Source organism: Neorhizobium sp. LMR1-1-1.1 (assembly GCF_040675795.1).
In the GTDB taxonomy this organism is placed as follows: Bacteria; Pseudomonadota; Alphaproteobacteria; order Rhizobiales; family Rhizobiaceae; genus Neorhizobium; species Neorhizobium cellulosilyticum.
This window is the reverse complement of the sequence record NZ_JBEGHE010000058.1, coordinates 133,420-157,829: the sequence shown is the minus strand read 5'-3', so window position 1 is coordinate 157,829 and position 24,410 is coordinate 133,420. Positions and strand designations below refer to the sequence as shown.

Sequence of the window (24,410 nt, the reverse complement as noted above, 5' to 3'; positions counted from 1 at the left end):
ATTTCGACGACAGTGGGGCTCGAAAAGGTACCTCTGCACAGGTTCAGCCGATGGCGCTCTGCCATGTCCTGACCGCATCTATCGGCCAGATCAGCATCAGCACATTGAGCGTGAGGTTGTCACGGATCAACCAGCCGGTGAAAAGCTCGAAAACGATTGCGACCGTGACGGTCAGCCAGACGGGCATGCGGGAAGCAAACAGAAACCCGAGTGTCATGAACACCGTATCCATTGCCGAATTGAGGATGCTGTCACCCGAATAACCAAGCGCCATCGTCGCATTGCGATACCGGTCGATAATGAGCGGCGAATTTTCCGCGATCTCCCATGCGGCCTCGATGAAAACCGCCAGCGCCAGACGCTCGGAGATCGACCGGCGACGCAGGAGCAACCAGCCAAAAGCATAAAACAGGAAGCCGTGAATGATATGCGACGGCGTGTACCAATCGGCCAGATGCTGCGAGTTTCCCGGCGAATTCACCCCCGGTTCGAACAGCTTCACATATCCGCATTCGCAGATCGGCACGCGACCCATGAAATAGAGGATCGTGATCTGCAGCAGAAAAAGGACGAGTGCGGCGATCAGCCGGCGCCGGGAGACATCGTCGGTTTCCGGCGTAAAGGTCGTCACTTGTCACCTTCGGCAACGGTGTCCTGCACGGTGTGGCGCATGATCAGCGGCATCTGCGACAGCGTGAATAGAATGGTGATCGGCATCGTGCCCCAGACCTTGAAATTGACCCAGGCCTCGTCGGAGAAATTGCGCCAGACCACCTCGTTGAGTATCGCCAGGAACAGGAAGAAAATTCCCCAGCGCAGGGTCAGCTTCTTCCAGCCCTCCGCATCCAGATTGAATGCGGCATTGAAGACATAACCGAGCAGCGACTTGCCGAAGACGAGGCCGCCGAGCAGCACGACACCGAACAGCGTGTTGACGATGGTCGGCTTCATCTTGATGAAGGTCTCGTCCTGCAGCCAGATCGACAATCCACCGAACACCATGACGACGACGCCCGAGACGAAGGGCATGACCGGCAGATGCTTGAAGACGATCTTCGAGATGATCAGCGAGATTACCGTCGCAACCATGAACAGCGCGGTGGCGATCAGCAGCGGCCCGCCGATGGCAGACAGTGCCGGAAACTTGCCGACCAGCCATTCGCCACGCAGGTTGCCGAAGAAGAAGACCAGCAAGGGGCCCAGTTCCAGTGCCATTTTCAGGCCCGGCTTCTGCTTCTCTTCCTTGGTCGGCGTAACATCGCTTTCGATCGTCTGCATGGGACCCAACTATAATTTGTATTTATCCGAAGCCAAATCTTTACTTCGTGTCATCAATGCGGCGCAGGTGTCAGCCCTGCAATCGCCTCGGCAAAATCCTTCGCCTCGAAGGGTTCGAGATCGTCGACACCTTCGCCGACACCGATGAAATAGACCGGTAGGCGATGCTTGGCGGCGATCGCCACCAGAATGCCGCCGCGCGCGGTCCCGTCGAGCTTGGTCATGATCAGACCGCTGACGCCGGCGACGTTGCGAAAAATTTCGACTTGGTTCATCGCGTTCTGACCGGTCGTCGCATCGAGCGTCTGCAACACGGTGTGCGGCGCATCCGGATCAAGCTTGTTGAGGACACGCACGATCTTCTCCAGCTCCGCCATAAGCTCGGCCTTGTTCTGCAGTCGGCCGGCAGTGTCAATGATCAGCACGTCGGACTTGTTTTCCTTCGCCTGCACATAGGCGTCATAGGCAAGTCCCGCCGCATCGGCGCCGAGCTTGGTGCCGATGAATTCCGAATTGGTGCGATCCGCCCAGATTTTCAGCTGCTCGATCGCCGCGGCACGGAACGTATCGCCGGCAGCCAGCATGACCTTGAGGCCCGAGCCCGAGAGCTTTGCCGCCAACTTGCCGATGGTCGTCGTCTTGCCGGTGCCATTGACGCCGACAACGAGAATGACATGCGGCTTGTGATTGAGATCGAGTGCCAGCGGCTTGGCGACCGGCGCCAGAACCTTGGTGATTTCGGCCGACATGATGCGCGACACATCCTCGCCGGTCACGTCCTTGCCGTAACGTTCCGATGACAAGGTACCGGTGATCCGCATCGCCGTCTCGACGCCGAGATCGGCCTGGATCAGCAGGTCCTCGAGATCTTCAAGCGTCTCGTCGTCCAGCTTGCGCTTGGTGAAGAGAGCGGCGATCTGGCCGGTCAGCTGCGAGGACGTGCGGGCAAGCCCGGCGCGCAGCCGCTGGAACCAGGTGAGCTTCGGCGGCGGCACGACTGCCACGACTTCCGGCTCGGATGTCGAGGTGGAAAAGCCTTTGGGGAGGACTGGCGGTGCGGCTTCCGTTACTTCGGAGGCGTTACCCCCCTCTGTCCTGCCGGACATCTCCCCCACAGGGGGGGAGATCGGCTGGCGGCTAACCGCCTGTTCCATATCAGCCGTCGAATTTACAGCATCGTCACCATCAGAAAGCTCAGTGCCTGCGGCAGCAATACCCTCTCCTTCAGCACCATCATCAAAAGCAGCCGTCAGCGGCGCATCCTTGATCTCCCCCCCTGTGGGGGAGATGCCCGGCAGGGCAGAGGGGGGTGTTTCCGCGAGAACGATGCTATCGGTCTCAGCCGCAGCCTCCGCCTCCAGCAGCGACAACGGCACGACACCGAGATCCGACGTCTCCTCAGCCCCGGCAAGAACCGCAACCGCCTCATCGCCCGTCGCCTCATCACTCGAAGGCCCCCCGGCCGTCTCGATCTCGGTCGGTGCGACCGGATCAACCGGCGTGACCGGCAAGTCCTCGACGGCAACGACGCCCGATGCAGGCGACTGGTCTTCAACCGGCTTTTCGACCGGCTGCTCGGCAGACCTGTCAACCGGCCGATCAACAGGCTTGTCGCCGAAGGTGAAGACGCGTTTGATGAAACTTACCATTACTTACAATCCGTTTCGGTCAAGCCGCCCGCTCATGGGTAGCCAGAAGCCGCATGTCGAGATGTTTGCCACTATGTCCCGTAATCATAACGCGCTCGATGTCGCGGGGAACCAGTCCCGGCGCTGCAACCAGCGAAAAGTTTTCCGTATGCGCCATGCCATTGTTTTCAATGATGACGGTCTGCTCGGTTCCGACCATCCGGTCGAGATGCGCAAGATGCAGCGCCTCTCCACGGGCGCGAAGCCTTGCGGCACGCTCCTTGACCAGCGCGCGGTCCACCTGCGGCATGCGCGCTGCCGGCGTGCCGGGGCGTGGGCTGTAGGGAAAAACATGCAGGAAGGAGATACCGGCCTCTTCCGCCAGGGTCGCAGCTCCTTCGAACATCTCTTCCGTCTCGGTCGGGAACCCGGCGATCATATCCGCACCGAAGGCAATCTCCGGCCGCAACCGTCGCGCCTGCTCGACGAAGGCCAGAGCCTCCGCGCGGGAATGACGCCGCTTCATCCGCTTTAAAATCATGTCGTCGCCATGCTGCAGCGACAGATGCAGATGCGGCATGAAACGCGGCTCGTCGGCGATCAGGTCCCACAGATGCGTATCGGCCTCGATACTGTCGATCGACGACAGCCGCAGACGCAGAATCTCCGGCACCTGTTTCAGAAGCGTCTTTGCGAGATAACCGAGCGTCGGATTGCCCGGAAGATCCGCGCCATAGCTGGTTGCATCGACGCCGGTCAGCACGATCTCGCGATAGCCGCTTTCGGTAAGTTTTCGCGCCTGCTCCACCACTGCGCCCATCGGCACCGAGCGGGAGTTACCCCGGCCGTAAGGAATGATGCAGAAGGTACAGCGATGGTCGCAGCCGTTCTGCACCTGGATGAAGGCGCGTACATGCCCGTCGATATGCTTGACCATCTGCGGCGCGGTCGCCTTGACGCTCATGATGTCGTTGACGCGCAGCTTTTCTTCCGCCGAAACGCCGAAATCCGGCAGGCCGCGATAGGAAGTGCTTTTCAGCTTTTCCTCATTGCCTAAAACGGCATCGACTTCCGGCATGTCGGCAAACACCTGCTTTTCGGTCTGCGCCGCACAGCCGGTGACGATGATGCGCGCATGCGGATTTTCCCGCCGCGCCCGGCGGATCGCCTGCCGCGCCTGCCGCACCGCCTCGCCTGTCACGGCGCAGGTGTTCACCAGCACGGCATTGTTGAGGCCAGCCTTTTCGGCCTCGGCCCGCATCACTTCCGATTCATAGGTGTTGAGCCGACAGCCGAAGGTTATGACCTCGACGCCGCTCAATTTGCCTTTACCTCGGGTTCCGCATCGCGGCTGAATGCGCCGGTTTCCGGATCGACCTTGCCCGACCATTCCCATTCGGCAGGTCCCGTCATCACCACATGATCGTTATCTTTCCATTCGATAACGAGCGGCTGGCGGCTGGGGGCGGAGGCAACATCGATGGTCACCTTGCGGCCGGTGCGACCGGTGCGGGCGGCCGAGACGCCAGCGGCACAGGCAGCCGAACCGCAGGCAAGCGTCAGGCCCGCACCGCGCTCCCAGGTGCGGGTACGCAAGGAACTGTCGCTTGTGACTTGCGCCAGCGTGATATTGGCCTTTTCCGGAAACATCGGATGGTTTTCCAGCATCGGCCCGAAGCGCTCCAGATCGAATGCCATCGGGTCCCTGTCGACCCAGAAGACCGCATGCGGGTTGCCCATCGACATGGCGGACGGCGAATGCAGGATCGGCGCATCGATCGGCCCGATCTGCAGCTCGATCCGGCTGGTATCGAAAAATTCTTCCGCAAGCGGGATCTTGTCCCATTGAAAAACCGGCTTGCCCATGTCGACGGAAATCGTGCCGTCCTCATGCTCCTGCGCATTCAGGATGCCGGCAACCGTCTGGAAGGTAAACGTCTTGCGGCCCGTCTCGGAGGCCAGCGCCTGCACCACGCAGCGCGTGCCGTTGCCGCAGGCCTGCGCCTTTGTGCCATCGCAGTTGAGAATATCGATCCAGGCATCGGTGCCCTGAGCCTTGGAATCATGGATCGCCATGATCTGGTCGAACTCGGTGGCTGGATCGGCAGCAAGCGCAATCGCGGCCTCAGGCGTCACCTTGTCGGTGCGACCACGCATATCGACGACCAGGATCTTGTTGCCAAGCCCGTTCATGCGCGCGAATTCGACCTGTCCTGCCATGATGATATCCACTCTTCGGGCCGTCAAACCGTCAATGGCCCACTCTTTATGGCGTATATGGCCGAAAGTGCTGCAAATTACCAGTGGCGGCGCATATGCCTAAAGATTGGCGCAAAGCCGCAACGCGTGTTAGGGGAGCCCCAAAAAGAGGCTTGACGATGTTACCCTGGGTTCAACTGGACAGCGCAAAGATACCGGACGATGGCGGCGAGTTGCGCCTGAAACAGCGCGGCCAGGAATTCTCCATCATGCTCGGTTCAAACGAGCTGATGAACAGCCGGCTGAGCGGCTCGGAAGAGGCGCTTGCGACGCTCTCCTGGGAAAAGATCAGGGATAGGTCCAAGCCATCCATCCTGATCGGCGGCCTCGGCATGGGTTTTACGCTCCGCGCCGCACTGGCGATCGTTCCGCCGGACGCCACCGTCACCGTCGCCGAACTGGTGCCGGCAGTGGTGAAATGGGCGCGCGGCCCGATGGCCGAGGTCTTCAAGGGCTGCCTCGACGACCCGCGCACGAAAATCCATCAGGGCGATGTCGGTGAACTGATCCGTGAATCGAAAGCAAGGTTCGACGCCATCCTGCTCGATGTCGACAACGGTCCGGACGGACTGACACGCGACAGTAACGACGCACTTTATAACGACCGCGGCCTGCGTGCCGCCCGCGAAGCCCTGCGCCCCGGCGGCGTGCTCTCCGTCTGGTCATCCGGCCCGGATTACGGCTTCACCAAGCGGCTGAAGGACACAGGCTACGAGGCCGAAGTCGTCAACACCCGCGCCAACGGCAAGCGCGGCGCCAAGCATGTGATCTGGGTGGCGACGCGCCGTTAATGATCGGCTGAAAATCAGCCGAAGATTTCGTCGACCAGCGCATGAACACGACGGAAGGCAGCCTTGGCGCCTTCGGCAGCTTCGAGTTCCTCAGCTTCAGTCAGCGGAAGATCGTTATAAGCGGCAACGAAATTGCGCCAATGCAGACCACGACCATCGGGATGCCCTGCCAGATGGCGTGCGCCAAAATCGTCCGACAGGCCGATCTTTGCCGCTTCCTTGCGCAGGAAGGCCGCTCCGAGATTGGAGCCTTCCGCAACATAGACCCAGCCGAGCGCCTGAGCCGGCGTCAGCGGACCGGTCGTTGCGCCGAGCTCTTCCGGAACGCCGCCGAGATCGACGATATCCTGACGCAGGGCTTCGTAACGATTGCGCTCGGCAAGGCCGGGCAAACGGCGATTGAGGTCTTCGTCGGCAAAAAGCGGCGCGACATCGGCATGAAAATGATGCTGGACCTCTAGGAACAGCGCATAACGCTCGCGGCTGGCAAACGGCTCGGCGCGCATGATGCGCTTGTCCAGCGTGTCATGGGTCCCGGTCGTCAGAGCCTTCAGCCGCTGGATACGGGTTTCTTCGGTCGGACGCTCTAACTCGATCTGCATTACTTTCCCCATGCACTCATGTTTTTCGCATCAAGCAAATCAAGGTGCGACAAGTCAAGCAGGACGTGAAGCCGGAACCTTGAAAACTTCACCGGGTCGCATCGGGCGGAACCGATCGCGGGCGATCTGTTGTGCATCGAGCGCCGCATGCAGTGCCTCGACCGGCTGTTCTATTCCCTCGTTGGTCAGCTTCACCGTACCCCAGTGATGCCCGGCAACATAGGAAGCGCCGCAAAGCTGCATGCCTTTGACCGCCTCTTCCGGGTTCTGGTGCTGCGCCTCCATGAACCAGCGCGGCTCATAGGCGCCGAACGGAAGATTGGCGAGCCGGAATGGCCCGTGCTTTTCACCGACAGCCCGATAGTTGCGACCTTCGTGAAAACCGGTATCGCCGATATGGTAGATTTTTCCAGCCGGCGTCTCGAAAACGAAAGCGGCCCAGAGCGCCTCGCGGCGATCTCCCAGTCCGCGCGCCGACCAGTGATGGCAAGGCTCGCAATGGAAGATAACACCGGGGCCGGCCGTCTCGCTGCCACCCCAGTCCATCACCGTGATCCTGGCATCTGGCACACGCGAACGAATGATCGTGTCATTGCCGAGCGGCGTGATGAAATGCGGCTTGTCGCGGCTCTGCAGCACCCAAAGCGTTTCGAGATCCATGTGGTCGTAGTGATTGTGGGTGACGAGCACGATATCGATCGGCGGCAGATCGCCGATGCGGATGCCGGGCGGGTTCACACGCTTCGGACCGGTCCAGGAGAACGGGCTGGTCCGCTCCGACCAGACGGGATCGGTGAGGATGTTGAGACCAGCGACCTGAATGAGCATCGATGCATGCCCGACCATCGTCACAACGATCCGGTCACCGTTCACCCGCGTCTCAGGCACCGCCTGCGCAAACGGGCTGGCAAATGTATCCGGCCAGGGAATATTGCCGTTTCCGAGCTTCCAACGCAAAAGATCCAGCCCGCCGCGCGGTTCGGTTCCACCCGGATTGAAAAAGGCCTTGCCGTCGAAATGATCGGACACGGGGCCGGAATAATACTTGTTGCCAGCCATGGCACTCCTTGCCGTGACCCCGCCGGCAAGCGCCGCGATGGCTGCAAGACCGGACCATTTGAAGAATGTGCGTCGGTTCATGGGGAATTATTATGGGATACAACGCACTAATCGCAAGAGAATGCGACCTCTTAGAAAGGCGAGCATTGAGGAATTTAGGATTTTTGCTGCGGCAAAGATTTGACCGAATTCTTGAAATTGCATCGCCGCAGCAGCTTTACAAGGACTCGTGCGTCGGCAATTTCGCGGATTCAAGAGGCGAATGAAAGACTCCAATCCTTGACTCTCCGCCGCATTTCCTGTTTAAGCCCGGCAATCTGCTGACAAGTCACGACTTGGAGCCGCCGACCGGGGCCGACATACTGAGCCCGGAGGTCAACATCCGACAGCGCGTTGCGCCCTCGGGTGCTTTTTGGCTTTGCGCGTTTCTGACGTCTTGTTTTTGCCGGCAAAAGACCCGACGTTTCCGGGCACCGAACGGAAACGAAGAAGGAAATGACGATGTTTGAAAACCTCCAGGACCGTCTTGGCTCCATTCTGAATGGACTGACCGGCCGTGGCGCATTGAGCGAAGCGGATGTTTCCGCCGCCCTGCGCGAGGTTCGCCGCGCGCTTTTGGAAGCCGACGTGGCGCTCGAAGTCGTACGCGCCTTTACTGATAAGGTCCGCGAAAAGGCTGTTGGCGCCGAAGTCCTGAAATCGATTAAGCCGGGCCAGATGGTCGTCAAGATCGTCCATGACGAACTCGTCGAGATGCTCGGCTCCGAAGGCGTCAGCATCAGCCTTCAGGCGGCAGCCCCCGTCGTCATCATGATGGTCGGTCTGCAGGGTTCGGGTAAGACGACCACGACCGGCAAGATCGCCAAGCGGCTGACCGACCGCGACAAGAAAAAGGTGCTGATGGCGTCGCTCGATACGCGCCGCCCGGCAGCACAGGAACAGTTGCGCCAGCTCGGTGTGCAGACCGGCGTCGATACGCTGCCGGTCATCGCCGGCCAGTCGCCGACCGATATCGCCGCCCGCGCCGTGCAGGCGGCAAAACTCGGCGGCCATGACGTCGTCATCCTCGATACCGCCGGCCGCACGCATATCGACGAACCGCTGATGCAGGAAATGGCGGAAATCAAGCGGAAGTCCAATCCGCATGAAATCCTGCTCGTAGCCGACAGCCTGACCGGTCAGGACGCCGTCAATCTTGCGCGCAATTTCGATGAACGCGTCGGCATTACCGGCCTCGTTCTGACCCGTATGGACGGCGATGGCCGTGGTGGTGCCGCGCTTTCCATGCGCGCCGTTACCGGCAAGCCGATCAAGCTGATCGGTGTCGGCGAAAAGATGACGGAGATGGAGGAATTCCATCCCCGCCGTATCGCCGACCGTATTCTCGGCATGGGCGACATCGTTTCGCTGGTCGAAAAGGCCGCCGAAAACATCGACGCCGAAAAGGCCGCCGCCATGGCCGCCAAGATGGCCAAGGGCAAGTTCGACCTGAACGATCTCGCCGACCAGTTGCGCCAGATGAAATCGCTCGGCGGCATGGGCGGCATCATGGGCATGATGCCCGGCATGGCCGGCATGAAGGACAAGCTCGCCGCTTCCGGCATGAACGACAAGATGTTCGACCGCCAGATCGCCATCATCGGCTCGATGACCAAGGCCGAACGCGCCAACCCGGACATGCTGAAACATTCCCGCAAGAAGCGTATCGCGGCCGGCTCCGGCACGGATGCTGCGGAAATCAACAAGCTTCTGAAAATGCACCGCCAGATGGCCGACATGATGAAAATGATGGGCGGCAAGGGCAAGGGCGGCATGATGAAGCAGATGATGGGCGGCCTTGCCTCCAAGATGGGTCTTGGTGGTGGCATGGGCATGCCCGATCTGTCGAAGATGGATCCGAAGCAACTCGAAGCCCTGCAGAAACAGGCGGAAGCCGCAGGCCTGAAGCCGGGCGGCATGCCGGGTCTTGGTGGCGGCCTGCCCGGTGGAATGGGTGGCCTGCCCGGTCTCGGCGGAGCAAAGCTTCCCGGCCTCGGCGGTTTCCCCGGTCTGCCGGGCAAGAAGAAATAAGGGAGGACGCGAATGGTTGATCCTGAAGTGAAGGCACGGCTTTCGAGCTACCGCCAGTCGATCGACAATATCGATGCGGCGCTGGTGCATATGCTCGCCGAGCGTTTTCGCTGCACCAAGGAAGTTGGCGTCCTGAAAGCCAAGTACGAATTGCCGCCGGCAGACCCGGCGCGCGAGGAATACCAGATCGAACGCCTTCGCCGTCTGGCAAAGGAAGCCAATCTGGATCCGGATTTCGCCGAGAAGTTCCTGAACTTCGTCATCAAGGAAGTCATCCGGCATCATGAAGCAATCGCCGCCGAACACGGTGGTGCAAAGTAAACAGCATGACCCGAGCCCGCCTGACGGCGGCCTCACAACAACAGATCGGACCACCGGATGGTGGCCCAAAAAGAAACCTAAGGAGTAAAACAATGTCCCTGAAGATTCGTCTCGCCCGCGGTGGTTCCAAGAAGCGCCCTTACTACACCGTTGTTGTTGCCGACGCCCGTTCGCCGCGTGACGGCCGCTTCCTCGAAAAGCTCGGTTCCTGGAACCCGATGCTCGCCAAGGACAACGAAAAGCGCGTTGAACTGAACGAAGACCGCATCAAGCATTGGCTCGCAAACGGCGCACAGCCGACCGACCGTGTTCTGCGCTTCCTCGCTGAAGCCGGCATCGCCACCCGCGACGCCAAGAACAACCCGGAAAAGGCAAAGCCGGGCAAGCGCGCTCAGGAACGCGCTGCTGAAAAGGCTCAGAAGGCTGCCGACGCAGCTGCCGCTGCAGAATAATTTCTGCAACGATTGTATTCGACGGGCAGTGCGGCAACGCACTGCCCGTTTTCTGTTTGGCCATGCTTGCGTTGCACCGCGAGCGGTTCATGGCTAAATGAGCGCAGACCAATCGGAACACCCGGCATGAAGAAGCTTGAAAACCCAATCCTGATGGCCACGATCGGCGCCGCCCAAGGTCTCCGGGGCGAAGTACGGGTCAAATCCTTCACTGCGAACCCGACAGCCCTTGGCGAATACGGGCATCTTTATGCAGAAGACGGGCGGCGGTTCGAAATCCTCGAAATCCGAGATGCAAAAAACGTCGTCGTTGTCCGCTTCCGCGGCATTAACGACCGTAATGCAGCCGAAGCCTTGAACGGGCTGGAACTCTTCGTCGAACGCGACAATCTTCCTGACGAAGAGCTTGACGAGGACGAATTCTATTATGCCGATCTCGAAGGCCTCGAAGCCGTCGATGCTGAAGGCAAAAGCTATGGCAAAGTCAGCGCAGTATTTGATTTCGGCGCTGGCGATTTGCTTGAACTGAAAGGTCCCGGTCGACGCCCGGCGCTCATCCCCTTTTCAGAAGCAGCGGTTCTGGAGATCGATCTGGACGCAGGCAAAATCCTGATCGACCCGCAAGCCGCTGGCCTGATCGAGGATCCGAACGACAGGGACCCAACCGCAGTCGGCAAACGTCCGCCCAAGCCCCGCCAGGGCCCCTCCAAAAAAGCTCCCGGCCAGGACGAAGAATGACATTCCGCGCAACGCTCCTGACGCTCTATCCGGAAATGTTTCCCGGACATCTCGCTTTCTCCCTTTCAGGCAAGGCGATGGAACGTGGCGACTGGTCGCTCGATACGATACAGATTCGCGATTTTGCTGAAGACAAGCACCGCACCGTAGACGATACGCCGGCCGGCGGTGGCCCCGGCATGGTGCTGAAAGCGGATATTCTGGCAAGAGCGATCGATTCTGTCGCCGCCGATACCCGCCCCCGCCTGCTGATGAGCCCGCGCGGCAAGCCGCTAAGCCAGAGCCGGGTGCGTGAACTCGCCGATGGCGAAGGCGTCGTCATCGTCTGCGGCCGCTTCGAAGGCGTCGACCAGCGCGTCATCGACGGACGCAACCTCGAGGAAGTGTCAATCGGCGACTACATCCTGTCGGGCGGCGAACCGGCAGCGCTGACCGTTCTCGACAGCATCATCCGCCTCCTGCCGGGCGTCATGGGCAATGCCCATTCCGGCACGAACGAAAGTTTTGAGCACGGCCTGCTGGAGCACCCGCATTACACCCGCCCGCAGGTTTTCGAAGGCCAGGAAATCCCGACGGTCCTGACTTCAGGAAATCACGCAGCGATCGAAAAATGGCGGCTGGAGCAGGCTCTAAAGCTGACACAAAAACGTCGCCCGGATTTGCTCGCAGACGACTGACGCCGCGATCACCCGGTTACGAAATAATAGACCGTCAGCGCCGATCCCACCGCGACCACGCACCAGCGAAGCACTGCCTGCGGCACGCGACGCGCCAGCCAGACGCCGGAATAACCACCGAGTGCACCTGCCGGGATCATCACCAGCGCCTCCGGCCATGCCACCACATCGCCACTGATGAAGACAACGATCGCCACGCCGGCAATCAGCATGGCAAACAGGTTCTTCATCGCATTGAGGTGATGATAGGTGCCGCCGGTCGTGAGCCCAAGCACCGCCAGCATCATGATCCCCATTCCGGCACCGAAGAACCCGCCATAGATCGCGTTGAAAAACTGGCCGACGATGCTGGAAACCCTGTTGGCGCTATGCTCCTCGGAAGAAACCTTCGGCTTGAGCAAGGGCCCCGCCGCAAAAATTGCCGTCGCCGCAGCAAGCAGCCACGGCACAAGCGCGCGGAAGGATGGATTGTCGAGCGACAGCAGGATCAGAGCGCCGGCGAGCCCTCCCACAAGCGACACGACGCCCAGCACGGCAATGCTCCGCCATCGATGAAGAATTTCCGCCCGATAGGCGATCGTCGACGTCACATACCCTGGAAACTGCACGATCGATGACGTGGCATTGGCCGAGATTGGCGGAATGCCGGCGAGCGTCATCACCCCGAAAGTAAGAAACGTGCCGCCGCCCGCAATCGCGTTGACAGCACCCGACAGAAACCCCGCCGCGGCCAGCAGCAGAATCATCATTATTGTCATTTCGCAATTTCCTCTTCCCGGAAATCCAGATATCCCGTTCCGAGCAAGGCAGCAACGATGCCCGCGACAAAAATTGCGACTGCGGGATGACAAACGCCCCGTATTGGTGTATTGGCCGGCGCGGAAATGGGAAAACTCCCGTCGACCAGCAACAAAGAATGGCGAATTCGCTAGCCCACAAGGCACGTCGCGAGGCCCTCGTATGAGGTGACCAAGGACGGGAGGCGCTCTGGCTGTTTCAGAAGAACTGAAAAGGTTTGACCGATGAACATCATCCAGCAGCTGGAAGCCGAACAGGCAGCCAAGATCGAAGCTCAGCGCAAGCTTCCTGAATTCTCCCCGGGCGACACGGTCCGCGTCAACGTTCGCGTGACGGAAGGTACCCGTACCCGCGTACAGGCTTACGAAGGCGTCTGCATCGCTCGTTCGGGCGGCGGCATCAACGAGAGCTTCACCGTTCGCAAGATCTCCTACGGCGAAGGTGTTGAGCGCGTATTCCCGGTTTACTCGCCGCTCGTTGAAGGCGTCGAAATCGTTCGCCGCGGTAAGGTCCGTCGCGCCAAGCTGTACTACCTGCGCGATCGTCGCGGCAAGTCGGCTCGTATCGTCGAGAACACCGGCACCCGCGCCCGTAAGCTGAACGACGCCGAGCGCGCCGCAGTTGCCGAGGAAAAGGCACGCATCGAAGCTGAAAAGATTGCAGCAGCACAGGCACTGGCCGCCGAAAAGGCAGCACAGGAAGCCGCTGAAGCAAAGGCTGCTGAAGAAGCAGCAAAGGCAGCAGAAGCTTCTGCAGAATAAGATTGCCGGTTACGGCATGAGAAAAAGGCGACCTTCGGGTCGCCTTTTTTGTTTGTGCGATTAGCGTGGACCGCCCGCATGTGCCGACGGCGGCACGTCCTTCGTCTCGCGCCCGAGCATCTGGCCCACGATGATCACCAGCACACCCGCTACAGCAAGGCATGCCGCCAGGAAGAACATTGGCAGGATGTTGCTGCCCGTCGCGTCATTGATCCACGGCACGACATTTTGCGCGATGAAGCCGCCGAGATTGCCGACCGAGTTGATCGCAGCCAGCCCAGCCGCAGCGCCGGCCCCTTTCAGAAAGCGTGACGGGAGGCTCCAGAACACCGGCTGGCCGGCAAAGATGCCCGCTGCGGCAATGCAGAGGAAAGCGAACTGCAGATAGGGCGAGGTCACCAGGACGGAAGCCGCCAGGGCCGCGGCACCGACAAACGCTGGCCCCACAATATAAGGCGTCTTTTTCTCGGTCTTATCGGCAGCCGAAGGAACCACCCAAAGCGCGACGGCGACGATCAGCCAGGGAATGATGTTGATGAAGCCGTTGGTCGTGTTCGATACGCCAAAACCCTTGACGATCGTCGGCAGCCAGTAGCTCAGGCCATAGGCCGCCAGCGGGAAGCCGATGAAGCAGAGGGCCATCAACAGCACGCGCGGATTGATCAGCGCCTTGAAGCCGTGGCCCGCATCCTCGTCCATTCCAGCATTTTCCTGCGCCAGCCGATCTTTCAGCCATTGCTTCTCGTCATTCGTCAGAAACTCTGCCTTTTCGGGCGTGTCGTCGAGATAGAAGAAGGTGAAGGCGCCGGCGATGACGGCGGGAATGCCGGTCGCGAGAAACACCCATTCCCATCCCTCAAGCCCCAGTGTGCCATCGAGATCGAGCAGCATGCCGCCGAGCGGCGCGCCGACCGCATTTGCGAGCGCACTGAAGATCATGAACAGGCCGACCATGCGACCGCGATAATCTTTCGGAAACCAGAGCGTCAGCAGATAGAGCACGCCCGGAAAGAACCCCGCCTCACAGGCACCGAGCAGAAAGCGAAGGATGTAGAACATCGTCATGTTCTGGGTGAAGGCCAGCGCGATCGTCACCAGCCCCCAGGACACGATGATCCGGGTGAACCAGATTCGCGCCCCGAAACGGGTCAGGAAGAGATTGGCCGGCACCTCGAAGATGAAATAGCCGATGAAGAACAGCGAGGCGCCGAGGCCATAGGCATATTCGCTCATCCCGAGTGAATCGACCATCTGCAGCTTCGCGTAACTCACGTTCTGCCTGTCGATATAGGCAATGAGATACAGGACCCCGAGAAGCGGCATCAGCCGCCAGGTGATCTTAGAGATCGTATTGCTTTCAGAGACCAAGATTTCCTCCCCGGCCAGCAGCCGTGTCTGATCTGTGGGGAGGAAATTAGGTGCATCACTGGATGCGGCAAGAGACCGCAGGCCTCTTTGAGACGAGTAAGCCGTTGCCCCGTGCAGGATTACCGCAGCACAAACCGGTCGCGGCCCGCTTCCTTGGCTTGATAAAGCGCCTCATCTACGGCCTTTAAGAGACCCAGCCGCTCCGACCCCGCCTCCGGCGCGAGAGCAGCGCCGATGCTGAGACGCGCGGTGACGATGTTGTCGTCAACGACGAAAGGTCGGCGAAACTCTTGGAGCAGGGATTCGGAAAGCTCGGAAAGCGCTGCGACATCCGGCGGATCGGGCACGAAGATCGCAAACTCGTCACCGCCCATGCGCACGACCACATCCTGCGCCCGCACACACTCGCTGATCCGCTTGGCAGCATGGGTCAGAACCTGATCGCCCGCATGGTGCCCAAGCTTGTCGTTGATCTGCTTGAAACCGTCCATGTCGAGATAAAGCACGCCGAACCCCTGCTGCGAGGAAAGCGCGTTGGCGAGCATCACGTCGATCAACGAGACCAATGCCGACCTGTTGTAAAAACCGGTCAGCGGATCGGTCATGGCCGCAAGCTTCAGCTTTTCCTCGGCAAACTCCATCATGAAATTCGCCTTCTGCAGCCGCAGGAGACCGCTTGCTACATCGGCAAACTGGCGCAGGTTGCGAATCTCGACATCGGTAAGGTCCCGCTGCTCGACATCGAGTAGGCAGAACGAACCGACCGGAAGATCAGGCTCCAGCGATACCGGAGCACCGGCATAAAACCGGAAACCTGGAGCCCCTTGAATTGCGGGAAAACTTCGGAATTCCGGGTGCCGGCTGAGGTCGGGCACCACGACGACTTCGTTGGCATAAACCACGCGGGAGCAGACGGAATCTTCTCGACTGCATTCACCGATCGGAATGCTACCGACCTGGCAGGCAACCCGCTGCCAGTCCTCGTCTATGATATTGACCGCAGCACAAGGGGTGCCGAAAACATCCTTGGCCAGTTGCACGAGCGTGGAAAGTTCAGACGTCGCATTGCCATCGACCGAAATCAGCCCCCGGACGGAAAGCAGACGATCAGCTTCATTGGCAGGAAGCTGGGCTGTAAGTGCCATACGCACCTCCTCGTTGTCCTCATCACCGCCGCCGCATGCAAATAAGGACACAAAAAAAGAGCTTTAACTGCCCGTCGCTTGTGCCATGCGCCCCTAATCGAAGCAATTGCCGTCCCTCTAAAAAACTGGTAATAGACCGGCCATGGGATCGAAATTCGGATGCCTCGCGAACAAATTTATCGTGCTGCAAGACCACAAGCGTCTGCCGGCACGTTTCTTCGCATCCGTATCCGGCGCTCTCAACAGCCGACTTAGCTGACGGTCGCTTAAACGCGACCCGTGCTGCGGCACACGCTTTTGCCGCGACAAATCCCCCTTTTCAAAAAACTGTTCTCGAACGGAATGGCAGCCATGAGCGCACCTCGCACCCTCTACGACAAGATCTGGGACGACCACGTCGTCTCTCAGGACGAAAACGGCACCTGTCTTCTCTACATCGACCGTCACCTGGTTCACGAGGTGACGTCGCCGCAGGCTTTCGAAGGCCTGCGCATGGCCGGCCGCAAGGTCCGCGCGCCCGAAAAGACGCTCGCCGTCGTCGACCATAACGTCCCGACCACGGCAGACCGCCACGAAGGCATCAAGAACGAGGAAAGCCGCATCCAGGTCGAGGCGCTTGCCCAGAACGCTCGTGATTTCGGCGTTGAATACTACTCCGAAAAGGACGTCCGCCAGGGCATCGTCCATATCGTCGGACCGGAACAGGGATTCACTCTGCCGGGCATGACCATCGTCTGCGGCGACAGCCACACCTCCACCCACGGCGCATTCGGCGCATTGGCGCACGGCATCGGCACGTCCGAGGTCGAGCATGTTCTCGCCACCCAAACGCTGGTGCAGAAGAAGGCCAAGAACATGCTGGTGCGTGTCGATGGCAAGCTGCCGGAAGGCGTCACCGCCAAGGATATCATCCTCGCCATCATCGGCGAGATCGGTACCGCCGGCGGCACCGGCCACGTTATCGAATTTGCCGGCGAAGCGATCCGCTCGCTGTCGATGGAAGGCCGCATGACCGTCTGCAACATGACGATCGAAGGCGGCGCCCGCGCCGGCCTGATCGCGCCGGACGAGACGACTTTCGAATACATCAAGGACAAGCCGCGCGCCCCGAAGGGCAAGGCCTGGGACATGGCGCTCGACTACTGGAAGACGCTCTACACCGAAGAAGGCGCCCATTACGACAAGGTCGTCGTCCTCGATGCCGCAAACCTGCCGCCGATCGTCACCTGGGGTTCTTCGCCGGAAGACGTCACGACCATCGAAGGCACAGTGCCGAATCCGGACGAGATCCAGGATGAGAACAAGCGCACGTCGAAATGGCGCGCACTGGATTACATGGGCCTGAAGCCGGGCACGAAGATGACTGACATCACCGTCGATCGCGTCTTCATAGGCTCCTGCACCAACGGTCGCATCGAAGACCTGCGCGCCGCCGCAAAGGTAGTCGAAGGCAAGAAGGTGGCCTCCAGCGTTTCCGCCATGATCGTGCCGGGCTCCGGCATCGTCAAGGAACAGGCGGAAGCCGAAGGCCTCGACGTGATCTTCAAGGATGCCGGCTTCGAATGGCGCGAGCCGGGCTGCTCGATGTGCCTTGCAATGAACGACGACCGTCTCAGCCCCTACGAGCGCTGCGCCTCCACCTCGAACCGCAATTTCGAAGGTCGCCAGGGCTACAAGGGCCGTACCCACCTCGTCTCGCCTGCAATGGCGGCGGCGGCGGCCGTGGCAGGACACTTCGTCGATATCCGCGACTGGAAATAAACTGCTTTCGTTGAATGACGTTTGAGATGCCCGGCCAAAGTGCCGGGCATTTTGTTTTGGACTACCCCAGAACCTTCACTAACGTCCCTTTTCGCAGATGCGGCAACAGCCGCTTCATGTCGCGCGGATGAACCGCCACGCACCCGGCCGTCGGCTGATAACCCGGCTTGATCAGATGAAAAAAGATTGCCGAGCCGCCGTAGCGCTTGCGAGAGGTAATGTTCCAATCCATCACCAGACAGACATCATAAAGCCCGTCCGTTCGCTTCATTTCTTCATGGCTCGGCTTGAACGGTGCCCCCACGCGTTGAGTGACCAGCCGGTTATAGGCCGCATGTTTCGGCTCGTCGCACCACAACATGTCTCCGGATATTCGCCGCATGGAAAGCGGCGTCTGCGGCAGCCTGATCCGCTCGCCGCGGGTGAAGCCGGAAATCAGCTTCATTGCCGCAATCGGCGTCGCCCCATCCCCTTCTCGCTTGAAGGCGGAGGTGCCGGAACGACCGATCGACGCCTGCAAAGTGATTCCCTTGAACGAGATAATCGCCCTTTGCCGGTTGCGAGGCGCAGTCCGGACGGTCACCACGGATTGCTTTTTGGACTTTTGCACACGGAAAAGCGGCATTTTCTCACGAGGTTTTGCTTTGAATATCATTTTGTTTGAAATCATAGCATCTTGGGCTTTACATCGGGGAGCCCTAAATACGCTTAGATTCCGACAACACGGACGAAAACGGGCGACACGAAAGGCAAGAGCTGTATGGCAAGAACGATACTCCTGGTAGATGACGACAACGACCTGCGCGAGACGCTGGTCGAGCAATTGTCGTTGTACGACGAGTTTTCGCTGTTGCAGGAGGAGAATGCCACCAAGGCCATGAACACGGCCAAGACGGCGCAGGTCGACCTTCTGATCATGGATGTCGGCCTTCCCGACATGGATGGCCGCGAAGCCGTCAAGCTCCTGCGCAAGAACGGCTTCAAGGCGCCGATCATCATGCTCACGGGCCATGACACCGACAGTGACACGATCCTCGGCCTCGAAGCCGGCGCCAACGATTATATCGTCAAGCCGTTCCGCTTTGCCGTCCTGCTCGCCCGTATCCGCGCACAGCTGCGCCAGTACGAGCAGAGCGAGGATGCGACCTTCACTGTCGGCCCCTACATCTTCAAGCCGAGCCAGAAGCTGCTGACCACTGACGACGGCAAGAAGATCCGCCTGACGGAAAAGGAAGCGGCAATCATCCGGTATCTTTACCGCGCCGGCCAGAAGGTCGTTACCCGCGATGTGCTACTGGAAGAGGTCTGGGGTTACAATTCCGGCGTCACCACACACACGCTAGAAACCCATGTCTACCGTCTTCGCCAGAAGATCGAACGCGACCCGTCCAACGCCGAGATCCTCGTGACCGAAAACGGTGGCTACAAGATCGTCCCGTAAATGGCACTGAACGACGATATAAAGCTTCTTTCAAGCGTTCCGCTGTTCCGCGAGCTGGATGGCGATCAGCTGCGTCTGATCGCCTTTGGCGCGGAACGCCGTTCGCTTGCCGAAACGCAGGAACTCTTTCGCGAAGGCTCTCCCGCAGAAGCAGCCTATATCGTCGCCAGGGGGCAGATCGGGCTTTATGCAGCCGACCGCTTTGGCGATATCCGCCACCAAAAGACGGTCGGTCCCGGCACGCTTCTGTCCGAACTCGCTCTGGTGACGATGGTGGAGCGCAAGTTCACCGCCGTCGCGGCGTCAGATGCCGAGGTGATGAAGATCAGCCGCCAGCTTTTCCAACGCCTGCTGGAGGAATACCCGCAGGTCGGGCGGTTGATAGAAGCTCGCATACGGGAAAACATCACCGGGCTGGCCAAGGCTGCGGCCGCGATGGAACATCGGTTTCGATAGGTTTTTAGCGTCGCCTCTTATCTAACAGCGACCGCTCTTCTTAGATCAGCCCCTCACCCTAACCCTCTCCCCGTCAGAACGGGGAGAAGGTGCCGGTAGGCGGATGAGGGGCAGCCGCTCGCTCGGCGTGGATCAATCAGAACTTGAACACCGCCGTAACCGGCACATGGTCGGATGGCTGGTTCCAGCCGCGAGCCTCTTTCAGGATATCGATCCGTTCGAGGAATGGCCCAAGCTCCGGCGAGGACCAGACGTGGTCTAGGCGACGGCCCTTGTTTGCTGCTTCCCAGTCCTTGGCGCGGTAGCTCCACCACGTATAGATCTTCTCCGGCTCCGGCGTGAACTGGCGCATCAGGTCCAGCCAGCCGCCCTTGGCGATCACGTCCTTCATCCCGTCGGTCTCGACCGGCGTGTGGCTGACGATCTTGAGCAACTGCTTGTGCGACCAGACGTCATGCTCCAGCGGCGCGATGTTGAGATCGCCGACAAGGATCGACGAGACACCCGGCATGTCCGCCTTTAACGCCTTCATTTCCTCGACGAAATCAAGCTTGTGGCCGAATTTCGGATTGATCTCCCGGTTCGGCTCGTCGCCGCCCGCCGGCACATAGAAATTATGCAGCCGGATACGGCGCGACCCGCGCTCGAAGATCGCCGAAATGTGCCGCGCATCGCCCATGCCGCAATAATTCTGCCGATGGTCTTCCAGAAGCGGGATCTTCGAGGCGATGGCAACGCCGTGATAGCCCTTCTGGCCATGTACGATGATGTGCTCGTAGCCGAGATCCTTGAGCGGCTGATACGGGAACTCCGGCTCCTGGCACTTGATTTCCTGCAGGCACAGAATGTCCGGCTGGTTGCGGACGATGAACTGCTGCACGATCGGCATGCGCAGGCGTACCGAGTTGATATTCCAGGTGGCCAGGGAAAATGTCATGGAGAACCTCGATTGTCCGTCGAGGTCTAGAGCAATTCCAGCAAAAGTGGGAACCGGTTTTGCGTCCGGAATTGCGTAAGACCAAAGGAGATAGAGCACTACTGGCGATCCAATGATCGCTGGCAATGCTCTATGTTATTTGGCGATTGATGAGAAGCAAAAAGGGCCGCGAATGTCGCAGCCCTTTAGACAGTATCAGGATGTAAATCTCAGCCGCGACCGCGCACTTCGGCATAGTCGATCGTAAACACCTTCTCGTCGAGGCTGACGCCTGTCTTGACGTTATAGATCATCACCGAGGTATCCTTGCCCTGATTGTCGGTGATCGTCCACTGGCGCAGATCATAGGTCTTGCTGTCGAACATCATGGTGATCGTCGAATCGCCGAAGATCGTCTTGTTACCGAGCACGATCGTGGTGAGATCGCTCTCTTCTTTCACGCCGCGCACGGCATCGTTGGAAAGATCGATCCGGTCTGCCAGAAGCAGCGTCAAAGGCGTCTTTGAAAGCGGATAGAGATCCCAGGTCTTCAGTTTGATATTGCCGACAACGACATTTTTTCCATCGGAAATCACGCGCAGCGGCGATGGATCTTCGAAATTGAAACGCAGCCTGCCGGGACGTTCGATATAGAATTTTCCGCCCGTCTGCTCGCCGCGCGGGCCGAACTGCACAAACTCGCCCATCATCGTCTTCACGGACGAAAAGTGGTCGGCGATCTTCTGCGCGGCCGCGCCGCCACCGCTCTGTGCGGAAGCCGCCACAGGCAGAAATGCGGAAGCGGCAAGGCCGAACAGGCCTGCGGAAAACTGTCTACGATCAATCCGGATGGAAAGAGCTGTTTTTTCTTTGGTCATTCTGGTCTCCATCCAAATGCACTGGGCCGCAAACGCGGCGTCATGATGACTTGCCGGCGGCTTGGCAAGCCGTAGCCGACACGATCACGAAAGACTTACCCGCGACTAGCGCTCGATAATGTCGGCCTCGGTCGGCACGAGGATCTCGCGCTTGCCGGCGTGGTTTGCCGGACCGATCAGCCCTTCCTTCTCCATCCGCTCGATCAGCGAGGCGGCACGGTTGTAGCCGATGCCGAGACGCCGCTGAACATAGGAGGTCGAAGCCTTGCCATCTCTCAACACGACTGCAACGGCCTGATCGTATGGGTCATCCGAATCCGATAGATTGGACATGCCCGCCGGGCCGCCACCGCCGCCGTCTTCATCCTCATCGTCGGCCGTGATCGCTTCGAGATATTGGGGCGACCCTTGAGTTTTCAAGTAGGCGACGATTTCTTCCACCTCATTGTCTGAAACAAACGGACCGTGAACGCGCTGGATGCGCCCGCCGCCGGCCATGTAGAGCATGTCGCCTTGACCAAGCAGCTGTTCGGCGCCCTGTTCGCCGAGGATCGTGCGGCTGTCGATCTTCGACGTCACCTGGAAGGAAATACGCGTCGGGAAGTTCGCCTTGATCGTACCGGTAATAACGTCGACCGACGGACGCTGCGTTGCCATGATGACATGGATGCCGGCCGCACGCGCCATCTGCGCCAGACGCTGCACGGCGCCTTCGATATCCTTGCCGGCGACCATCATCAGGTCGGCCATTTCGTCGATGATGACGACGATATAGGGCATCGGATCGAGATCGAACTCTTCCGTCTCGTACATTGCTTCGCCCGTCTGGCGGTCGAAGCCGGTCTGCACGGTGCGGGTCAGGATCTCACCCTTTTCCTTCGCCTGTTCAACGCGGGAATTGAAGCCGTCGATATTGCGAACACCAATCTTCGACATCTTCTTGTAGCGCTCTTCCATCTCGCGGACGGTCCACTTGAGCGCAACGACGGCCTTTTTCGGATCTGTCACGACCGGAGAAAGCAGATGCGGAATCCCGTCATAGACGGAAAGTTCTAGCATCTTCGGGTCGATCATGATCAGGCGGCACTTCTCCGGTGTATAGCGATAGAGAAGCGACAGGATCATCGTGTTGATGGCGACAGACTTACCCGAACCGGTGGTACCAGCGACGAGAAGGTGAGGCATCTTGGCAAGATCGGCTACGACCGGCTCCCCGCCGATCGTCTTGCCGAGCGCCATGGCAAGCTTTGCCTTGCTGCCTTCAAAGTCCTTCGAACCGATCATTTCGCGCAGATAGACCATCTCGCGGGTACGGTTCGGCAATTCGATACCGATTGCATTGCGGCCGGGAACGACGGCAACGCGTGCTGCGATTGCGCTCATCGAGCGAGCGATGTCGTCCGCAAGACCTATGACGCGCGAGGACTTGATACCGGGTGCCGGCTCCAGTTCGTAAAGCGTGACGACCGGGCCGGGCCGGACATGAATGATCTCGCCCTTAACGCCGAAATCCTCCAGCACGCCTTCCAGCATACGGGCATTCTGTTCCAGCGCATCGGCCGAAAGCGAGGCGTCGCGGGCAACCGCCTTCGGCTCGGTGAGCAGATGAACGGAAGGAAGCTGGAAACCGTCCGGACGAATAAACGAGCCCTGCGCATCGCGCGACACGCGTGCACTGGGCTTCGGCGCGGGCGCTGCAGGCGTGACACGAGCAGAACGGCCACCGGCCTGAGGTGTTCGCGATGCCAGGAACGGAGCGTCGTCATCATCCTCGTCATCGACAAGTATACCAGCCGGCCGACGGGGGATATCGTCCATGTCGAATGGCGGATCATCATCGTGGTCATGGCCGTAGATCGGCGGAGCGGAAACCACCCGGCGCGGATTGCCGGCAACCCGTTCACCAGCGCCGTCGAGCGACGGCTCCGTCCGGCGCGTGTCGCCACCAGCAGCCTTTGCCCGCACGGGCTCGTTCAGCTTGCCGAACTCGTCCTCGTTGAAATCGTAAGGCTGGTCGTAAGCCTGGCGCGCACGCTGCTTCATGCCCACCATACGGCGCAGACGGGCCTGGGTAATGTACCAATAATGCGCGGCAAGGCCGAGCGGCAGGAAGCGTTCAAGGAACCCGCCGTCATCCTCCTCTTCGTCTTCCTCGTCGCGCCGCGCGCGAGAGACGACGGCCGCAACAGGCTTGTCGTCGTCTTCCTCTTCCACATCCAGCTCGAGCGGATCACCGACGAGACCGGAGGCGAACAGCATCAGCCAGATGCAGGGAACGGTGAAGATGCCGCCAAGCACCATAGCGACCATGCCGGTCGGATAGGCGCCGACAAACAGTGCAGGAAACCGCAGGATCATGTCGCCGATAACACCGCCGATACCGTTCGGGATCGGCCATGTCTGCGGCGCGGGAAAACAGCCGAGCGTAGCCGAAGCCAGCAGCGTTCCACCGCCCCAGGCGGCGATACGCGCCGGAATGCGATCGAAACGACGGCCGGAGATCAGCGCCAGCGCAAAGGAAAGCACAGGCAGAAGCGCGATGAGCCCGGCAAGGCCGAGAAACTGCATCATCAGGTCGGCAAAGGCCGCACCGCCGAAACCTAGAAGATTGGTGGGGGGATTATCGGTAGCGTAGGAAAAGCTCGGGTCGGCGACATTCCAGGTGGCAAGCGCCGCAACGGCAAGCGCAAGGCCCAGGAAAATACCGAAGCCGATCAGCGCAAGCGCCTGCCGGAGCACGAAAGAGCTGAGAACTGAGCGGGTTGACCGGTTTGCCAATGCCGCCGAACTGCTTCTGCTCATCGTATCTGCCCGCCACCTGTGAAACGAAATAAGGTGCGCAATCCGGCAATGGCCGTCGCACAATTCCAAGACAAGGTAACGCGGGGATGGTTAACGCAGCTTTAACCAGATGATCCACAGGCCGCTTCCAAAGACGAAAATGGCCCGGCGCCAGGCCGAGCCATCTGATTGTGGTGAAGAATCAGGCCGGTTGAAACCGGCCTTGCCTC

Annotated in this window: 23 protein-coding genes and 2 pseudogenes; 10 read left to right on the top strand and 15 right to left on the bottom strand. The window is 59.9% G+C overall.

Annotation, left to right across the window (positions count from 1 at the left end):
* Nucleotides 1–43: 43 nt before the first annotated feature.
* From MRBLMR1_RS25970 to dapF, 5 genes are read right to left on the bottom strand one after another with little or no spacing between them, the layout of a single operon-like run.
* Nucleotides 44–631, bottom strand: a complete 588-nt coding sequence (locus MRBLMR1_RS25970; protein ID WP_500066942.1) for a DUF2585 domain-containing protein — start codon at nucleotides 629–631, stop codon at nucleotides 44–46.
* Nucleotides 628–1,278: a septation protein A gene (locus MRBLMR1_RS25965; protein ID WP_148147797.1), complete on the bottom strand. Its 651-nt coding sequence runs from the start codon at nucleotides 1,276–1,278 to the stop codon at nucleotides 628–630. The genes MRBLMR1_RS25970 and MRBLMR1_RS25965 overlap by 4 nt, the downstream gene beginning before the upstream one ends.
* A gap of 53 nt (nucleotides 1,279–1,331) precedes the next feature.
* Entirely contained in the window at nucleotides 1,332–2,927 is a 1,596-nt protein-coding gene (gene ftsY / locus MRBLMR1_RS25960; protein ID WP_148147796.1) for a signal recognition particle-docking protein FtsY, read from the bottom strand.
* A gap of 19 nt (nucleotides 2,928–2,946) precedes the next feature.
* Nucleotides 2,947–4,227, bottom strand: coding sequence for a tRNA (N(6)-L-threonylcarbamoyladenosine(37)-C(2))-methylthiotransferase MtaB (mtaB, locus tag MRBLMR1_RS25955; RefSeq protein ID WP_148147795.1), 1,281 nt, complete (start codon nucleotides 4,225–4,227; stop codon nucleotides 2,947–2,949).
* Entirely contained in the window at nucleotides 4,224–5,126 is a 903-nt protein-coding gene (dapF, locus tag MRBLMR1_RS25950) for a diaminopimelate epimerase (RefSeq protein ID WP_148147794.1), read from the bottom strand. The genes mtaB and dapF overlap by 4 nt, the downstream gene beginning before the upstream one ends.
* Nucleotides 5,127–5,284: 158 nt before the next feature.
* Here dapF and MRBLMR1_RS25945 point away from each other — a divergent pair, with 158 nt between their 5' ends.
* The gene (locus MRBLMR1_RS25945; protein ID WP_148147793.1) at nucleotides 5,285–5,956 is read left to right on the top strand and encodes a spermine/spermidine synthase domain-containing protein; all 672 of its coding nucleotides are present in this window, start codon (nucleotides 5,285–5,287) and stop codon (nucleotides 5,954–5,956) included.
* Nucleotides 5,957–5,970: 14 nt separating this feature from the next.
* Here MRBLMR1_RS25945 and MRBLMR1_RS25940 read toward each other — a convergent pair whose 3' ends face one another.
* Together MRBLMR1_RS25940 and MRBLMR1_RS25935 are read right to left on the bottom strand one after the other, a co-directional pair.
* A complete protein-coding gene (locus MRBLMR1_RS25940) occupies nucleotides 5,971–6,558 on the bottom strand; it encodes a biliverdin-producing heme oxygenase (protein ID WP_183686357.1) in 588 nt (195 codons plus the stop codon).
* 54 nt (nucleotides 6,559–6,612) lie between these two features.
* On the bottom strand, nucleotides 6,613–7,698 hold the full coding sequence (locus MRBLMR1_RS25935) for an MBL fold metallo-hydrolase (protein ID WP_148147791.1): 1,086 nt from the start codon (nucleotides 7,696–7,698) through the stop codon (nucleotides 6,613–6,615).
* A gap of 414 nt (nucleotides 7,699–8,112) precedes the next feature.
* Between MRBLMR1_RS25935 and ffh the strand changes: the two are divergent.
* Nucleotides 8,113–9,432 (top strand): annotated as a pseudogene (ffh, locus tag MRBLMR1_RS25930) (signal recognition particle protein); the annotation flags it as partial.
* Here the strand turns inward: ffh and MRBLMR1_RS25925 are convergent.
* Nucleotides 9,356–9,793 (bottom strand): annotated as a pseudogene (locus MRBLMR1_RS25925) (hypothetical protein); the annotation flags it as partial. The pseudogenes ffh and MRBLMR1_RS25925 overlap by 77 nt on opposite strands.
* Here MRBLMR1_RS25925 and MRBLMR1_RS25920 point away from each other — a divergent pair.
* The 4 genes from MRBLMR1_RS25920 to trmD all read left to right on the top strand — a co-directional run bounded on the left by MRBLMR1_RS25920 (nucleotide 9,700) and on the right by trmD (nucleotide 11,875).
* Nucleotides 9,700–10,008, top strand: a complete 309-nt coding sequence (locus MRBLMR1_RS25920) for a chorismate mutase (RefSeq protein WP_148147789.1) — start codon at nucleotides 9,700–9,702, stop codon at nucleotides 10,006–10,008. The pseudogene MRBLMR1_RS25925 and the gene MRBLMR1_RS25920 overlap by 94 nt on opposite strands.
* Before the next feature lie 92 nt (nucleotides 10,009–10,100).
* Nucleotides 10,101–10,460, top strand: coding sequence for a 30S ribosomal protein S16 (gene rpsP, locus MRBLMR1_RS25915; protein ID WP_148147788.1), 360 nt, complete (start codon nucleotides 10,101–10,103; stop codon nucleotides 10,458–10,460).
* A 126-nt stretch (nucleotides 10,461–10,586) separates the two neighbouring features.
* Nucleotides 10,587–11,198: a ribosome maturation factor RimM gene (gene rimM, locus MRBLMR1_RS25910; RefSeq protein ID WP_148147787.1), complete on the top strand. Its 612-nt coding sequence runs from the start codon at nucleotides 10,587–10,589 to the stop codon at nucleotides 11,196–11,198.
* On the top strand, nucleotides 11,195–11,875 hold the full coding sequence (gene trmD / locus MRBLMR1_RS25905) for a tRNA (guanosine(37)-N1)-methyltransferase TrmD (protein ID WP_148147786.1): 681 nt from the start codon (nucleotides 11,195–11,197) through the stop codon (nucleotides 11,873–11,875). The genes rimM and trmD overlap by 4 nt, the downstream gene beginning before the upstream one ends.
* Before the next feature lie 8 nt (nucleotides 11,876–11,883).
* Here the strand turns inward: trmD and MRBLMR1_RS25900 are convergent, their stop codons facing one another.
* A complete protein-coding gene (locus tag MRBLMR1_RS25900; RefSeq protein WP_148147785.1) occupies nucleotides 11,884–12,633 on the bottom strand; it encodes a sulfite exporter TauE/SafE family protein in 750 nt (249 codons plus the stop codon).
* Between the two features lie 264 nt (nucleotides 12,634–12,897).
* Between MRBLMR1_RS25900 and rplS the strand changes: the two genes are divergently transcribed.
* A complete protein-coding gene (gene rplS / locus MRBLMR1_RS25895; protein WP_148147784.1) occupies nucleotides 12,898–13,434 on the top strand; it encodes a 50S ribosomal protein L19 in 537 nt (178 codons plus the stop codon).
* 60 nt (nucleotides 13,435–13,494) lie between these two features.
* On the opposite strand, the gene MRBLMR1_RS25890 is transcribed toward rplS, so the two are convergent.
* Both MRBLMR1_RS25890 and MRBLMR1_RS25885 read right to left on the bottom strand, forming a co-directional pair.
* Nucleotides 13,495–14,802, bottom strand: a complete 1,308-nt coding sequence (locus MRBLMR1_RS25890) for an MFS transporter (protein WP_148147783.1) — start codon at nucleotides 14,800–14,802, stop codon at nucleotides 13,495–13,497.
* 119 nt (nucleotides 14,803–14,921) lie between these two features.
* Nucleotides 14,922–15,947, bottom strand: coding sequence for a sensor domain-containing diguanylate cyclase (locus MRBLMR1_RS25885; protein ID WP_148147782.1), 1,026 nt, complete (start codon nucleotides 15,945–15,947; stop codon nucleotides 14,922–14,924).
* A 351-nt stretch (nucleotides 15,948–16,298) separates the two neighbouring features.
* Here MRBLMR1_RS25885 and leuC point away from each other — a divergent pair, with 351 nt between their 5' ends.
* Entirely contained in the window at nucleotides 16,299–17,708 is a 1,410-nt protein-coding gene (gene leuC, locus MRBLMR1_RS25880) for a 3-isopropylmalate dehydratase large subunit (RefSeq protein WP_148147780.1), read from the top strand.
* 61 nt (nucleotides 17,709–17,769) lie between these two features.
* Here the strand turns inward: leuC and MRBLMR1_RS25875 are convergent, their stop codons facing one another.
* On the bottom strand, nucleotides 17,770–18,333 hold the full coding sequence (locus MRBLMR1_RS25875) for a L,D-transpeptidase family protein (protein WP_148147779.1): 564 nt from the start codon (nucleotides 18,331–18,333) through the stop codon (nucleotides 17,770–17,772).
* Between the two features lie 135 nt (nucleotides 18,334–18,468).
* On the opposite strand from MRBLMR1_RS25875, the gene MRBLMR1_RS25870 reads away from it, so the two are divergent.
* Together MRBLMR1_RS25870 and MRBLMR1_RS25865 are read left to right on the top strand one after the other, a co-directional pair.
* Nucleotides 18,469–19,149, top strand: a complete 681-nt coding sequence (locus tag MRBLMR1_RS25870) for a response regulator transcription factor (RefSeq protein ID WP_112453880.1) — start codon at nucleotides 18,469–18,471, stop codon at nucleotides 19,147–19,149.
* Complete coding sequence (locus MRBLMR1_RS25865; protein ID WP_148147778.1) at nucleotides 19,150–19,605, top strand: cyclic nucleotide-binding domain-containing protein; 456 nt, start codon at nucleotides 19,150–19,152, stop codon at nucleotides 19,603–19,605.
* A 136-nt stretch (nucleotides 19,606–19,741) separates the two neighbouring features.
* Here the strand turns inward: MRBLMR1_RS25865 and MRBLMR1_RS25860 are convergent, their stop codons facing one another.
* The 3 genes from MRBLMR1_RS25860 to MRBLMR1_RS25850 all read right to left on the bottom strand — a co-directional run bounded on the left by MRBLMR1_RS25860 (nucleotide 19,742) and on the right by MRBLMR1_RS25850 (nucleotide 24,201).
* Nucleotides 19,742–20,542 (bottom strand): exodeoxyribonuclease III, encoded by an 801-nt coding sequence (locus MRBLMR1_RS25860; RefSeq protein WP_148147777.1) that lies wholly within the window; start codon nucleotides 20,540–20,542, stop codon nucleotides 19,742–19,744.
* Between the two features lie 209 nt (nucleotides 20,543–20,751).
* Entirely contained in the window at nucleotides 20,752–21,399 is a 648-nt protein-coding gene (locus MRBLMR1_RS25855; protein ID WP_148147776.1) for a LolA family protein, read from the bottom strand.
* Nucleotides 21,400–21,504: 105 nt separating this feature from the next.
* A complete protein-coding gene (locus MRBLMR1_RS25850) occupies nucleotides 21,505–24,201 on the bottom strand; it encodes an FtsK/SpoIIIE family DNA translocase (RefSeq protein ID WP_500066941.1) in 2,697 nt (898 codons plus the stop codon).
* Nucleotides 24,202–24,410: the final 209 nt, after the last annotated feature.

Bases quoted from the DNA above. Each gene is read 5' to 3' on its own strand.
- MRBLMR1_RS25865 (WP_148147778.1), top strand. From the start codon at position 19,150: ATGGCACTGAACGACGATATAAAGCTTCTTTCAAGCGTTCCGCTGTTC.
- MRBLMR1_RS25945 (WP_148147793.1), top strand. From the start codon at position 5,285: ATGTTACCCTGGGTTCAACTGGACAGCGCAAAGATACCGGACGATGGC.
- dapF (WP_148147794.1), bottom strand. From the start codon at position 5,126: ATGGCAGGACAGGTCGAATTCGCGCGCATGAACGGGCTTGGCAACAAG.
- rimM (WP_148147787.1), top strand. From the start codon at position 10,587: ATGAAGAAGCTTGAAAACCCAATCCTGATGGCCACGATCGGCGCCGCC.
- rpsP (WP_148147788.1), top strand. From the start codon at position 10,101: ATGTCCCTGAAGATTCGTCTCGCCCGCGGTGGTTCCAAGAAGCGCCCT.
- MRBLMR1_RS25935 (WP_148147791.1), bottom strand. From the start codon at position 7,698: ATGAACCGACGCACATTCTTCAAATGGTCCGGTCTTGCAGCCATCGCG.
- MRBLMR1_RS25965 (WP_148147797.1), bottom strand. From the start codon at position 1,278: ATGCAGACGATCGAAAGCGATGTTACGCCGACCAAGGAAGAGAAGCAG.
- MRBLMR1_RS25875 (WP_148147779.1), bottom strand. From the start codon at position 18,333: ATGCCGCTTTTCCGTGTGCAAAAGTCCAAAAAGCAATCCGTGGTGACC.
- trmD (WP_148147786.1), top strand. From the start codon at position 11,195: ATGACATTCCGCGCAACGCTCCTGACGCTCTATCCGGAAATGTTTCCC.
- MRBLMR1_RS25920 (WP_148147789.1), top strand. From the start codon at position 9,700: ATGGTTGATCCTGAAGTGAAGGCACGGCTTTCGAGCTACCGCCAGTCG.
- MRBLMR1_RS25940 (WP_183686357.1), bottom strand. From the start codon at position 6,558: ATGCAGATCGAGTTAGAGCGTCCGACCGAAGAAACCCGTATCCAGCGG.
- MRBLMR1_RS25885 (WP_148147782.1), bottom strand. From the start codon at position 15,947: ATGGCACTTACAGCCCAGCTTCCTGCCAATGAAGCTGATCGTCTGCTT.
- MRBLMR1_RS25860 (WP_148147777.1), bottom strand. From the start codon at position 20,542: ATGACATTTTCCCTGGCCACCTGGAATATCAACTCGGTACGCCTGCGC.
- leuC (WP_148147780.1), top strand. From the start codon at position 16,299: ATGAGCGCACCTCGCACCCTCTACGACAAGATCTGGGACGACCACGTC.
- MRBLMR1_RS25855 (WP_148147776.1), bottom strand. From the start codon at position 21,399: ATGACCAAAGAAAAAACAGCTCTTTCCATCCGGATTGATCGTAGACAG.
- MRBLMR1_RS25900 (WP_148147785.1), bottom strand. From the start codon at position 12,633: ATGACAATAATGATGATTCTGCTGCTGGCCGCGGCGGGGTTTCTGTCG.
- ftsY (WP_148147796.1), bottom strand. From the start codon at position 2,927: ATGGTAAGTTTCATCAAACGCGTCTTCACCTTCGGCGACAAGCCTGTT.
- rplS (WP_148147784.1), top strand. From the start codon at position 12,898: ATGAACATCATCCAGCAGCTGGAAGCCGAACAGGCAGCCAAGATCGAA.
- MRBLMR1_RS25870 (WP_112453880.1), top strand. From the start codon at position 18,469: ATGGCAAGAACGATACTCCTGGTAGATGACGACAACGACCTGCGCGAG.
- MRBLMR1_RS25850 (WP_500066941.1), bottom strand. From the start codon at position 24,201: ATGAGCAGAAGCAGTTCGGCGGCATTGGCAAACCGGTCAACCCGCTCA.